The 13221-nt window shown below is 67.9% G+C and carries 11 protein-coding genes; 7 read left to right on the top strand and 4 right to left on the bottom strand.

Translation table 11 applies throughout. The features are described from left to right. Positions 1–20: 20 nt before the first annotated feature. Positions 21–1235 (bottom strand): proteasome-activating nucleotidase, encoded by a 1215-nt coding sequence (locus EXE41_RS07025; RefSeq protein WP_049931723.1) that lies wholly within the window; start codon positions 1233–1235, stop codon positions 21–23. A gap of 193 nt (positions 1236–1428) precedes the next feature. Here EXE41_RS07025 and EXE41_RS07030 point away from each other — a divergent pair, with 193 nt between their 5' ends. The 4 genes from EXE41_RS07030 (at position 1429) to rad50 (ending at position 6195) form a co-directional block, all read left to right on the top strand. Further along, entirely contained in the window at positions 1429–1692 is a 264-nt protein-coding gene (locus EXE41_RS07030) for a helix-turn-helix domain-containing protein (protein ID WP_049931722.1), read from the top strand. An 86-nt stretch (positions 1693–1778) separates the two neighbouring features. Next, complete coding sequence (locus EXE41_RS07035; protein ID WP_094592910.1) at positions 1779–2195, top strand: hypothetical protein; 417 nt, start codon at positions 1779–1781, stop codon at positions 2193–2195. Beyond that, positions 2192–3511, top strand: coding sequence for a DNA double-strand break repair protein Mre11 (gene mre11, locus EXE41_RS07040; protein ID WP_137690636.1), 1320 nt, complete (start codon positions 2192–2194; stop codon positions 3509–3511). Before EXE41_RS07035 ends, mre11 begins: the two co-directional genes overlap by 4 nt. Beyond that, positions 3508–6195: a DNA double-strand break repair ATPase Rad50 gene (gene rad50 / locus EXE41_RS07045; protein WP_137690637.1), complete on the top strand. Its 2688-nt coding sequence runs from the start codon at positions 3508–3510 to the stop codon at positions 6193–6195. Before mre11 ends, rad50 begins: the two co-directional genes overlap by 4 nt. A gap of 381 nt (positions 6196–6576) precedes the next feature. Here the strand turns inward: rad50 and EXE41_RS07050 are convergent, their stop codons facing one another. The 3 genes from EXE41_RS07050 to EXE41_RS19235 all read right to left on the bottom strand — a co-directional run bounded on the left by EXE41_RS07050 (position 6577) and on the right by EXE41_RS19235 (position 7763). Then, complete coding sequence (locus EXE41_RS07050; protein ID WP_137690638.1) at positions 6577–7044, bottom strand: hypothetical protein; 468 nt, start codon at positions 7042–7044, stop codon at positions 6577–6579. Positions 7045–7069: 25 nt separating this feature from the next. Next, on the bottom strand, positions 7070–7492 hold the full coding sequence (locus tag EXE41_RS07055; RefSeq protein WP_086216173.1) for a hypothetical protein: 423 nt from the start codon (positions 7490–7492) through the stop codon (positions 7070–7072). A 97-nt stretch (positions 7493–7589) separates the two neighbouring features. Continuing rightward, positions 7590–7763, bottom strand: a complete 174-nt coding sequence (locus EXE41_RS19235; protein WP_167373101.1) for a hypothetical protein — start codon at positions 7761–7763, stop codon at positions 7590–7592. 102 nt (positions 7764–7865) lie between these two features. Between EXE41_RS19235 and EXE41_RS07060 the strand changes: the two genes are divergently transcribed. The 3 genes from EXE41_RS07060 (at position 7866) to sufB (ending at position 13220) form a co-directional block, all read left to right on the top strand. After that, a complete protein-coding gene (locus EXE41_RS07060; RefSeq protein ID WP_086216172.1) occupies positions 7866–10664 on the top strand; it encodes a DNA-directed DNA polymerase in 2799 nt (932 codons plus the stop codon). Positions 10665–10810: 146 nt separating this feature from the next. Further along, positions 10811–11737 (top strand): ABC transporter ATP-binding protein, encoded by a 927-nt coding sequence (locus tag EXE41_RS07065; RefSeq protein ID WP_049931712.1) that lies wholly within the window; start codon positions 10811–10813, stop codon positions 11735–11737. A gap of 52 nt (positions 11738–11789) precedes the next feature. Further along, positions 11790–13220, top strand: a complete 1431-nt coding sequence (sufB, locus tag EXE41_RS07070; protein ID WP_129452286.1) for a Fe-S cluster assembly protein SufB — start codon at positions 11790–11792, stop codon at positions 13218–13220. The last annotated feature ends 1 nt before the right edge of the window (position 13221 follow it).

The following is a 13221-nucleotide window of genomic DNA, read 5'->3' on the forward strand; positions in this document are numbered from 1 at the left end:
GATCTGTGGTCGTCCGGGTCTCAGGCGAACGCCAGCGAGTCGTCGGCGTTCGTCTCCTCGTCCTGCCGGAGCTTCTCGTGGGCCTCGAGGAAGTCGTCGAGCGTGACCTCCGTGCGGTCGTCGCGGATAGCGAACATCCCGGCCTCAGTACAGATCGCCTTGATGTCGGCGCCGGAGGCGTCCGGTGTCAGCTCGGCGAGTTCCGCGAAGTCGACCCCGTCGGCGAGGTTCATGTTGCGGGTGTGGATCTGGAAGATGATCTCGCGGCCCTCGGTCTCCGGCTTGGGAACCTCGATGAGCCGGTCGAAGCGGCCGGGACGGAGGATCGCGGGGTCGAGCATGTCGAAGCGGTTGGTGGCGGCGATGATGCGGACCTCGCCGCGCTCGTCGAAGCCGTCCATCTCGCTGAGTAGCTGCATCATCGTGCGCTGGACCTCGGCGTCGCCCGAAGTCTTCGAGTCCGTCCGCTTCGAGGCGATGGCGTCGATCTCGTCGATGAAGAGGACGGCGGGCTGGTTCTCGCGGGCGACCTCGAACAGGTCCCGGACCAGCTTCGCGCCCTCGCCGATGAACTTGTGTACCAGCTCGGAGCCGGCCATCTTGATGAACGTCGCGTCCGTCTCGTTGGCGACCGCCTTCGCGAGCATCGTCTTTCCGGTGCCAGGCGGGCCGTACAGCAGCACGCCGCTCGGGGGCGTGATGCCCACGTCCTCGAACATGTCGGGGTGTTCGAGGGGCATCTCGACCGTCTCGCGGACCTCCGTCATCTGGTCTTCGAGCCCGCCGATGTCGGCGTAGGTGACATCCGGGGAGTGTTCGACCTGCATCACGCGGGCGCGGACGTCGGTCTCCTTCTCCAGCTTCTTGACCACCGAAAGCGAGTTGTTGACCGCGACGCGGTCGTCGGGGTCGAGCTGCTCGCGCAGCTCGTCGGTGATCTCGGTGAGCGCCTCCTGGTTGTTCCCGTGCTGTTTGATCACGGCGCCGTCGGGCGTTATCTCTTGGACCGTCGCCACGAACAGCGGGGACTGCTTCAGCTTCTTGTTCTCGTGAGTGAGCCGCTCGAGCTTCTGCTGGTACTTGTTGTTCTCCGCGTTGGCGTCGAGGAGCTTGTCGCGCATCTCCTCGTTTTGCGACTCGAGGACGTCGAGCCGCTCCTGTAAGGAGTCGATCTTCTCTTGTTTCGACGCCGAGCCCTCGTAAGGCATGTCGACGTCGTCGACCGTATCGCTCATTGTGTTTATTAAAGGGTCTCGCGGATAAGAGGCTTCGGGTGGGGGCACGATGGCGGCCGTACCGCCGGCGAACCACCGAACGACGGCGGTCCGGGTCTACGCTGATTCGCGGGTTTGACGGGAGATAATTTCCAGTAGTAATCAAAATGGATAGTAAATATTATTATCCGGCATGGCAAGGATCGGTATACGAATGAGCACGACCGACGCCGTCACCGCCGACGACGGGACCGCGGACCGCTGGGCGGCCGTTCGCGACCTGCCGCCGAGCGCCAAGCTGGTCGCGAAGGTGTTAGACTACAACGACACGCTGACGCAGAGCGAACTGGCCGAGGAGACGCTGCTCCCGCCCCGGACGGTCCGGTACGCGCTGTCGCGGCTCGAGGAGGAGGATGTCGTCGACTCGCGGTTCTCCTTCACTGACGCCCGCAAGCGGCTGTACTCGCTGGGTATCTGAGCGCGGACCGCCCGATCCGCCGCCGTCGCTGACGCCCGGACCGCCCGCGTGCGACGATTTATCGGCGATACCGCGGCAGTCGTCCCGTGGTCTCGACTACCGCCGTCAAGCGCGCGCTGGCCGCGCTCGCGACTCGAACCGACACCGCGAGACGTCCGTACGTCGCCGTGATCGACGAGGCGGACGCCGCGCGATCCGACCTCCGGCGCGCGGCCGGATTCGTCGACGCGATCGGGCTCGACGGGCTGGCGGAAGCGATTGACGCCGCGGACCGCGCGGACGACGACGCCGCCGTCGAGCGGGGGCGCGGCGCGCTCGCCGCGTACCGGTCGTTCCGGCGGGCGGCGGCGGGCGACGCCCCCGGAAACGACCGCGAGGCGAACGCCGGGAGCGACGCCGACCGAGACAGCATCGGCGACCGAGCCGGCGGCGCCGAGCGCGATCACTTCCGCTCCGGCCCCGGAATCCCTAAGCCGGACACCGGCCAAGACGCGGACAGATGACACGGGTGATCCACACCGGCGACACCCACATCGGGTACTCGCAGTACCACTCGCCGGTCAGACGCCAGGACTTCCTCGACGCCTTCGAGGCCGTGGTCGACGACGCGGTCGACGGCGGCGTCGACGCGGTCGTCCACGCGGGCGACCTCTTCCACGACCGCCGGCCCGACCTCCAAGACCTGATGGGGACGATTTCCGTCCTCCGTCGGCTCGACGACGCCGGAATCCCCTTCCTCGCGGTCGTCGGTAACCACGAGTCGACGCGGGGCGGCCAGTGGCTCGACCTCTTCGAGCGGCTGGGGCTCGCCACGCGGCTCGGCGACGAGCCGGTCGTCGTGGGCGACACCGCCTTCTACGGCCTCGACCACGTCCCCGTCTCGCGGCGCGACGACCTCGACTACGCCTTCGCCGACCACGACGCCGACTACGCCGCCTTGGTCGCGCACGGTCTCTTCGAGCCGTTCGGCTACGCCGACTGGGACACCGAGACCGTGCTGACGGAGAGCGACGTCGCCTTCGACGCGATGCTCCTCGGCGACAACCACACCCCGGACACCGCCGAGGTCGCAGACACGTGGGTCACGTACCCCGGGTCGACGGAGCGCGCGAGCGCGAGCGAACGCGAGGGCCGCGGCTACAACCTCGTCGCCTTCGACGCCGACACGGGGGGCGGCGACGACCGCGTGGAGATCCGGCGCCGCGCGCTCGACACGCGCCCGTTCGTCTTCGTCTCCGTCGAACTGCGCGAGGGCGAGGGCGAGTCGCGGGTCCGCGAGCGCGTGCGCGAGTTCGACCTCGCGGAGGCGGTCGTCCACGTGGAGATCACCGGGGAGGGAGACCCGGTGACGCCGGCTGCCGTCGAGGAGTTCGCGACCGACGAGGGCGCGCTCATCGCGCGCGTCGTCGACCGACGCGAGGTCGACGCCGACGGCGAGGTGGACGTGAGCTTCGCCGACCCGGAGGACGCGGTCCGCGACCGACTCGACGAGATGGCGCTCTCGACCGCCGCGCGCGACGTGGAGCGCGCGGTCCGCGAGGACACCGTCTCCGACGCGAACGTCCGCGAGACGGTGAAACGCAGGGTCGAGGAGCGGGTGGACGGAGACGGTGATCTCGACGCGTTCGACGCCGTCGAGGCCGGCGGCGACGGAGCCGAATCGGACGCCGACGGAGACGAATGGGACGGCGGCGGAGCCGAACCGAACGGCGACGCGTCGGAGCCGGCGGAGCCGAACACCGAGCCGGAGGCCGCGGAGCCCGAGGACTCCGACCCGGCGTCGACGGATGGCCAAGTCTCCATGGAGGACTACCTGTGAAGTTCGACCGCGTCCGCCTCGCGAACTTCAAGCCGTACGGCGACACCGACCTGCGGCTGACCGAGGGCGTCACCGTGATCCACGGGCTCAACGGCAGCGGGAAGTCGTCGCTGCTTGAGGCCTGCTTCTTCGCGCTGTACGGGTCGAAGGCGCTCGACGGGACCCTCGGAGACGTCATCACGAACGGCGAGGAGGAGACGGAGGTCGAACTGTGGTTCACCCACGACGGCGTCTCCTACCGGGTCGAGCGGCGACTCAAATCGTACGACGGTCGGATCGACCACAAGTGTACGCTCGAGTCGACCGACGAGAGCGACGTGGCCCGCGACGGCGCGCGCGCCGTCCGCGAGTTCGTCACCGAACTGCTGCGCATGGACGCCGAGGCGTTCGTCAACTGCGCGTACGTCCGGCAGGGCGAGGTGAACAAGCTGATCAACGCGACGCCCCGGGAGCGGCAGGACACGATCGACGACCTCCTCCAGCTCGGGAAGCTGGAGGAGTACCGCGAGCGCGCCGGTGACGCCCGGCTCGGCGTCGAGGACGTGCTGGAGAACCGCCGCGGGCGGCTCGACCAGCTCGACGAGCAGATCGCCGCGAAGGAGGACCGCGACCTCCACGCGCGGCTCAACGAGCTTGAGGGCGAGCTCGGCGACGTCACCGACGACATTGACCGGTACGAGGCCCAGCGCGAGCAGGCGAAGGAGACGCGCGACGCGGCCGCGGAGACGCTGGAGACCCACGCGGAAAAGCGGGAGAAGCTGGAGTCGGTCGAGGCCGAGATCGACGAGATCGAGGCCGCGATCCGGGAGGCCGAGCGCGATCGCGACGACCACCGCGACGCGAGCGGCGAGGCCCGCGAGCGGATCGCCGAGGTCGAGGCCGCGATCGACGACCGACTCGACGACGCCGGCCTCGACGCGCCGACCGAGGCGGCCGTCGCGAACCGGCGCGCGGAACTCGACGACCGTGAGGAATCGGTCCGCACGGACCTCGACGACGCGCGGGTGAACGCCGAGGGGCTGCGGAACCAAGCGACGAACCTCGCCGGGAAGGCCGACGACCGCACCGAGCGCGCGGAGGAGATCGAGTCCGAGGCCGACGACCTCGACGACGAGGCCGAGACGGCGGCGGAGGAGGCGGCGGAGCGCGAGTCGTCGATCGGGACGCTCCGCGAGGAGGCGGCGGAGCTCCGCGAACGGTTCGCGGCCGCCGACGTCGACCGCGACGGCGTCGCCGACGAGCGCGAGACGCTGCGCGACGAGCGGGGAGAGATCCGCGAGCGAATCGCCGAGCTGTCGGCGGAGCTGAAGAACGCCCGCGAGCGCGTCGAGGAGGCGGAGGCGCTGCTCGCGGCCGGGAAGTGCCCGGAGTGCGGCCAGCCGGTCGAGGACTCGCCGCACGCGAGCGGGATCGACGAGGATCGCGAGCGAGTGGCGGAGCTCGAATCCGAGCTGGAGGCCGCCCGCGAGCGCGAGGGCGACCTCGACGAGCAGGTCGCGGAGTTGGACGAGCTCGCGAGCGCGGCGGACAGACTCGACGAGATCGACGAGCGGATCGCGACCCTCGAAGAGCGCGCCGAGGAGAAGCGCGCGGCGGCGGAGCGGAAGCGCGAGCAGGCCGCGGAGAAACGCGAGCGCGCCGCCGAGCTCCGCGCTGAGGCCGAGGACACGCGTGAGGTCGCCGCGGAGAAGCGCGAGGAGGCGGAGGCCGCCGCGGCGCGCGTCGAGGAACTCGAAGCCGATCTGGAGGCGGTCGCGGACGCCCGTGAGGCGGTGACGGCGGTCGAGGAGCGCCTGTCGGCGATCGCGGACGCCGAAGACGAGATCGAGCGGCGCCGCGAGAAGCGCGAGAACCTGGCGGAGGTGAACGACGAGCGGCGCGACCGACTGGCGGACAAGCGCGAGCGGCGCGACGAGCTCGCCGACGCCGTCGACGAGTCCGCCGTCGAGACGGCGAAAGAGCGGAAGGAAGAGGCGGTGGAGTACCTCGAGAGGGTCGCCGGCGAGCTCGAGCGACTCGACGAGCGGAGAGAAGAGCTTCAGAACGCGATCGGCGGAGTGAAAGGCGACATCCGCGAGCTAGAGGGGCTCCGGGAGGAGCGCGAAGCGCTCGGCGATCGGGTGGACGCGCTCGAGACGCTCCACGAAGAGACGAGCGAGCTGGAGACGATGTACGGCGACCTGCGGGCGGAGCTCCGCCAGCGCAACGTCACCGAGCTGGAGCGCACGCTCAACGAGACGTTCGAGCTCGTCTACGGGAACGACGCCTACTCGCACATCGAGCTCGACGGCGAGTACGTCCTCACCGTCTACCAGAAGGACGGCGAGCCGCTCGACCCCGAGCAGCTCTCCGGCGGGGAGCGCGCCCTCTTCAACCTCTCGCTGCGCTGCGCGATCTACCGGCTGCTCTCGGAGGGGATCGAGGGCGCGGCGCCGACGCCGCCGCTCATCCTCGACGAGCCGACGGTGTTCCTCGACTCCGGGCACGTCTCGCGGCTCGTCCGGCTGGTCGAGGAGATGCGCGGGTTCGGCGTGCGCCAGATCGTCATCGTGAGCCACGACGACGAGCTGGTGGGCGCAGCCGACGAGCTGGTCACCGTCGAGAAGGACCCGCGCTCGAACCGCTCGACCGTCCGCCGGGAGGACGCGGCGGAGCTCGACGTCACGTCGCTCGCGGACGACTGAGCGTCACCGCCGCTTCACCGGGTCCTTTTATATATATCAGACGGCGGCAGGAACGGTAGAAGCCCGCGGCGACGCCGCCGCTGAGAGGGACGGCGGCGACGGCTCGCACCTCCACGTCGGCGCGTGCCTGCGAGCGGCCGCCACCGGCGGCCGCGAGGAGCACGCGCGAGGGAGCCGGGCGCTCCGAGGGCGACCGAAGGGAGCCCGAAGGACGCGCCCGACGAGGCTGGGGAGGCGTGAGGTGCCGTGCGGTCGCGGTCGGGTGGGGCTCAAAGGGGCAGCCTCGCGGCCGGGGCTTTGAGCTGTTCGCCGTCGATCTAGATCAACAATTTATAAACGAACAGCCGCAGCTGGCCGCAGATCGCGGTTATATGTGAGATATCAGTCGCCGTCGCCCTCACCAACCTCGTCGCCCTCGTCCGCCGACCCGTCCCGCAACAGCCCCAGCGCCTCGGCCGCGACCGGGGTCGCCTCGTAGCCGCGTCGCCCCGCGACCTCGGCCTCGTCGACCAGTCCCGCCGCACGGAACTCCGTGAGCGTCCCGTGAAGGTCGGACTCGCACATGTCGGCCGCGTCGAGGAGGTCGATCGCGGCGATCGGTCCCTCGTCGACGACCACCGCGAGCAGGCCGAGCGAGCGGTCGTCGCGGACCGCCCCGAGCGTCCGGCGGACCGGCTCCGGCACGCCCGAAGCGGCGGTCGCGAGCGGCGACTCGCCGTCGACGACGCTGAGCTCCTCGTTGTCGACGTACCGCTCCGCGCCGGTCGCGGGGTCGCGCACGCGACTCGACTCAGCGGATCGCTTCACGAGGAGGTACGTCTCGCCGTCGCCGTCGCGGACCGTCTGCATGGTCGAACCAGCGCCCCGTCGGACATTACGCTTCCGGGGGATCAGCGGTGGAGTCGGCATCAGTGTCGTCGGCCTCTTCGGGGGGATCCGACTCCGACTCGTCGGCCTCGCCCTGCGAGCGCCGCCACGACCGGTACGTCTGGTACGTTCGGACCCCGGCGAGGAGACCGGCGACGAGCAGCGCCGGGCCGGCCCGCGACCACCCCTCGAAGAACCACACCATGGGGCCGAGCGCGACGAGGAGGACGGCGGCGTTGGCGTAGACGACGGCGACGACGAACGCGCGGAGGGTCCCCTGGTCGACGTCGCTCGCCCCCTCGAAGTCGCCGCCGTCGTCGAACGTCTTCACCGACGGGGCTTTGGGGATGTCGGGCGTCATCTCCCGCTCGGCGTCGGAGCTCTCGCCGACGGAGATCTCGCCCTCGTCGTCCTCGTCGAGGCTGAACACGCCCGGACCTACGCCGGGCCGGGGCAAAGGGGTTCCGTCCGGGCGACGCCGCGGCTACGGGAGGATACGGACGGAGCGCGCAGGGTCGGCGGGTCGGTCAGAGCGCGTCGGCGAGCCGCACCGTTCGGCTCGCTTCGACCCAGGCGAGGGGGTTCGTCGCGTCGAAAAGCACCACGTTCCCGTCGTCCTCGTACACCTCCACCTCGGCATCGACCGCGTCGGAGTCGGCCGGGCGAGCCGCCTGGGGTCCGGAACGTGGGTCCGAAGACATGGGCCGTGGTAAGAAGTCACACAATATATGCCTTTCCGTGGCGGGATACCTCGCCGCACCCGAAAGCCGTGTTTTTTAGCCGGGTGACGCCGAAGGACGGATATGACTCAGTCGGGGCTGTCGGACTTCTCGTCGGCCGGGGACGCGGACGGCGAGGCCGACGGCGACACGGACACCGAACGGGAGGAGCTGGCCGCGCAGGAGGCGGCCGTCGTCGCCGGGGGCGGACGGGGCCACGTGAACGACGTGGTCGACGTGGACGAGGCGAAGTTCCCGGAGTCGACGGGGACCGTCGAACTGATGATCACCCAGATCGACTACGCCGTCGAGGGGTACGGCAGCGACGAGTACCCGGTCGTCCACGTGTTCGGCCGGCGACCGGCGGAACACGTCGAGGACGCCGACCACGACGTGGTCGAACACCTCCGCGTGCTGGGCGTCGAGCCGTACTTCTACGTCCCGACGGCCGACCTCGACCGCGACCCCGTCGATGAGTACGACGTGGTGATCGGGACGCGCGAGGCGGGCCCCGACGGCGAGCCCTACGAGAGCATCCGCGGCGAGCCGCTCACCCGGATCGTCACCCGGACCCCGCGCGACGTGGGGAACATCCGCGACGACTTCGCGACCAGCTTCGAGGCGGACATCCTCTTCCCGAACCGCTTCCTGATCGACAACGGGATCAACGGCGGCATCCGCGTCGAGGAGCGGCGCCTCGACGACGGGGAAGAGACGATTCAGGTCCACGAGGGGCACCTCGAACCGGCCGAGGTCGACGCCGACCTGCGCGTGAACACCTTCGATATCGAGGTGGACGACCGCCGCGGCTTCCCCGAGGACGGCGAGGAGCCGATCATCTGTCTCACCAGCCACGACTCCTACGAGGACGAGTACGTCGTCTGGCTGTACGACGCGCCGGAGGCCGAGATTCCCCCGCCGGAAGACCTCCCGGAGTACGAGGGGATCGTCGGCGACGGCGCAGAGGTCGACTTCAGGGTCCGCACGTTCGACGAGGAGGCCGCGATGCTCGACGCGTTCGTCGAGTACATCGACGACACCGACCCGGACCTCCTGACCGGGTGGAACTTCGAGGACTTCGACGCGCCGTACGTCCTCGACCGGCTGGAGGTGCTCGACGACGGGAGCGAGTACGACCTCGACGTCGACCGGCTCTCCCGGATCGGCGAGGTGTGGCGCTCCGGCTGGGGCGGCCCGGACGTGAAGGGCCGGGTCGTCTTCGACCTGCTGTACGCCTACAAACGCACGATGTTCACCGAGCTGGAGTCGTACCGCCTCGACGCGGTCGGCGAGCGCGAGCTCGGCGTCGGCAAGGAGCGCTACACGGGCGACATCGGCGACCTCTGGGAGCAGGACCCCGAGCGCTTACTGGAGTACAGCATCCGCGACGTGGAGCTGTGCGTGGAGATCGACCGCAAGCAGGACGTGATCGCGTTCTGGGACGAGGTGCGCACCTTCGTCGGCTGTAAGATCGAGGACGCGCCGACGCCAGGCGACACCGTCGACATGTACGTCCTCCACAAGGCGTTCGGGAAGTTCGCTCTCCCGACGAAGGGCCAACAGGAGTCGGAGGAGTTCGAGGGCGGGGCCGTCTTCGACCCGATCACGGGCGTCAAGGAGATGGTGACGGTCCAGGACCTGAAGAGCCTCTACCCGATGTGTATGGTGACGATCAACGCCGGCCCGGAGACGAAGGTCGACCCCGACGAGTACGGCGGCGAGACGTACGTCGCGCCCAACGGGACCCACTTCCGGAAGGAGCCGGACGGGATCATGCGCGAGATGGTCGACGAGCTGCTCTCCGAGCGCGAGGAGAAGAAGGCGCTCCGGAACGACCACGACCCGGGCACCGAGCCGTACGAGCAGTACGACCGGCAGCAGGGAGCTGTCAAGGTTATTATGAACTCGTTATATGGGGTTACGGGATGGGATCGGTTCCGCCTCTACGACAAAGAGGGCGCGGCAGCCGTTACTGCGACCGGCCGCGAGGTCATCGACTTCACGGAGGAGGCGGCAGAAGAGCTTAATTATCAGGTAGCTTATGGTGACACCGACTCGGTTATGTTATCCCTTTCTGACATGTCGGAACGGGAGGCGATCGAGACCTCCTTCGAGATAGAGGACCACATCAACGAGCGCTACGACGACTTCGCGCGCGACGAGCTCAACGCCGACGAGCACCGCTTCGAGATCGAGTTCGAGAAGCTCTACCGGCGCTTCTTCCAGGCGGGCAAGAAGAAGCGGTACGCGGGCCACATCGTCTGGAAGGAGGGGAAAGACGTCGACGACATCGACATCACCGGCTTCGAGTACAAGCGCTCGGATATCGCCGGGATCACGAAAGAGGTCCAACAGAACGTCATCGAGACGATCGTCACCGGCGACGACATCGACGAGGACATGGAGGAGGTGAAGTCGTACCTCGAAGGCGTCATCGCGCGGGTGCTCGACGGCGACGTGGACCTCGACGAGATCGGGATCCCCGGCGGGATCGGCAAGCAGCTCGACGCCTACGACACGCCGACCGCGCAGGTCCGCGGCGCGAAGTACGCCAACCGCATGCTCGGGACGAACTTCGGGAGCGGGTCGAAGCCGAAGCGGCTGTACATCGAGAAGGTCCACCCGGACTTCTGGACGCGAATGGAGGAGGAGGAAGGGCTCGACCCCCAGCGCGACCCCCTGTACGGGGAGTTCAAGCGCGACCCGGACGTGATCTGCTTCGAGTACGCCGATCAGGTGCCCGAGGAGTTCGAGGTCGACTGGGAGAAGATGCTGGACAAGACGCTCAAGGGGCCGATAGAGCGCGTGATCGAGGCGCTCGGGATGTCGTGGGAGGAGGTGAAGACGGGGCAAGAACAGACCGGACTCGGCTCGTTCATGTGACTGCCGACGAGCGCGAACGCGCTCTCTGGAAAGCACTTTTCGATTGCTAGAAAATTTCTTGGTCGATATGCGATTTTTGACGGGGAGATGCGTAACCATTAACCCCCTCAACCCCCACCATCGATGTACGAGGCACGAGAATACATATGGCTACTCTCGAAATCAACGATCTTCACGCACGAGTGGCGGAAGAGGGCGGCGAACGCATCCTTCTCGGCGTCGATCTGACCGTCGAGTCGGGCGACATCCACGCGCTGATGGGACCGAACGGCTCGGGGAAGTCGACGCTCGCGAAAGTGATCGCCGGCCACCCCGCCTACGAGGTCACCGGCGGTGAGATTCTGCTCCACCTCGACGAGGCCGACGTCGCCGACGTGGACGTCGACCTCGACGACGAGGACTATCACTGGGAGCTCCTAGAGCTGGAGCCGAACGAGCGCGCCGCGCTCGGCATCTTCCTCGGCTTCCAGTACCCCGCGGAGATCGAGGGCGTCACGATGACGAACTTCCTCCGACAGGCGCTCAACGCGAAGGCGGACGAGCGCGAGGAGCTGTTCGAAGACGAGGAGGAGGAGGCCGCCGAGGCCGAGGCCGAGGACGACGACGAGGGGTACGAGACCTCCCCAATGGAGGGCCCCGCCGACGACGGCGAGATCGGCGTCGCCGAGTTCCAGGAGATTCTCTCCGAGAAGATGGAGCTCCTCGACATGGACGAGAAGTTCATGCAGCGCTACCTCAACGCCGGGTTCTCCGGCGGCGAGAAGAAGCAGAACGAGGTCCTCCAGGCCGCGATGCTGGAGCCGAGCGTCGCCGTGCTCGACGAGATCGACTCGGGGCTCGACATCGACCGCCTGAAAGACGTCTCGAAAGGGATCAACGCGCTCCGCGACGAGCAGGGCACGGGCGTCCTCCAGATCACGCACTACCAGCGCATCCTCGACTACGTCGAGCCCGACCACGTCCACGTCATGCTCGACGGGGAAGTCGTCAAGAGCGGCGGCGCGGAGCTCGCCGAGAAGCTCGAGGACGAGGGGTACGACTGGGTCCGCGAAGACGCCTACGAGGCGGCGTAACCGAATGTGGGCACGCGACACACGTAAACACGGGAATCAGTAACAATACACTATGAGTTCACAACAGGACGACCTCAAGGAGACAGACACCGAGGCTCGCTTCGAGTTCAAGAAGGAGGAGAAGTCCGCCTTCCAGACCGAGAAGGGTCTCACCGAGGAGACGGTCCGCGTCATCTCGGAGGACAAGGACGAACCGGAGTGGATGCTGGAGCGACGCCTGCGCGCGCTCGAGCAGTTCCAGGAGATGCCGATGCCGACCGACTGGCCCGGCCAGCCGGACCTCTCCGAGATCGACATCGACGAGATCGTACCGTACATCCGCCCGGACATCGAGGCCCGCGGCGGCGCCGAGAGCTGGGAAGACCTCCCCGAGGAGATCCAGGACACGTTCGACAAGCTGGGCATCCCGGAGGCGGAGAAGAACGCGCTCTCGGGCGTCGGCGCGCAGTACGAGTCCGAGATCGTCTACCAGAACATGCAGGAGCGGTGGGAGGAGAAGGGCGTCATCTTCTGTGACATGGACAAGGCCGTCCAGGAGCACGAAGAACTCGTCCGCGAGCACTTCATGACGAAGTGCGTCCCCCCGAGCGACAACAAGTTCGCGGCGCTTCACGGCGCCATCTGGTCGGGCGGCTCGTTCGTCTACATCCCCGAAAACACCACCGTGGAGATGCCGGTCCAGGCGTACTTCCGGATGAACTCCGAGGGGATGGGTCAGTTCGAGCACACGCTCATCATCGCCGAGGAGGGCTCCGAGGTCCACTACATCGAGGGCTGTTCCGCGCCGAAGTACTCGGCGTTCAACCTCCACTCGGGCGGCGTCGAAGTGTTCGTGGGCGAGGACGCCCACGTCCAGTACTCGACCGTCCAGAACTGGTCGAAGAACACGTACAACCTCAACACGAAGCGCGCCATCGCCGAGAAGGGCGGGCGCATGGAGTGGATCTCCGGCTCGATGGGCTCGAAGGCGACGATGCTGTACCCCTCGACGATCCTGAAGGGCCGCGGTGCCTCCGACAACCACATCACCATCGCCTTCGCGGGCGAGGGCCAGGACATCGACACCGGCGCGAAGGTGTACCACAACGCGCCCGAGACCAAGTCCACGGTCGAGTCGAAGTCGATCGCGAAGGACGGCGGCCGCACCAACTACCGCGGGCTCGTCCACATCGCGGACGGCGCCGAAAACTCCTCGACGGCCGTCGAGTGCGACGCGCTGATGTTCGACAACGAGTCGACGTCAGACACCATGCCGTACATGGAGATCAACGAGTCGAAAGTCGACGTCGCCCACGAGGCGACCGTCGGGAAGATCGGCGACGAGGACATCTTCTACCTCCAGTCGCGCGGGCTCGACGACGACGACGCCAAACAGATGATCGTCTCCGGGTTCATCGAGCCGATCACGGAGGAACTGCCGATCGAGTACGCCGTCGAGCTGAACCGCCTCGTCGAACTCGAGATGGAGGGCTCGCTCGGATAAC

This window comes from Halorubrum sp. SD690R, from assembly GCF_005435035.1.
GTDB lineage: Archaea > Halobacteriota > Halobacteria > Halobacteriales > Haloferacaceae > Halorubrum > Halorubrum ezzemoulense.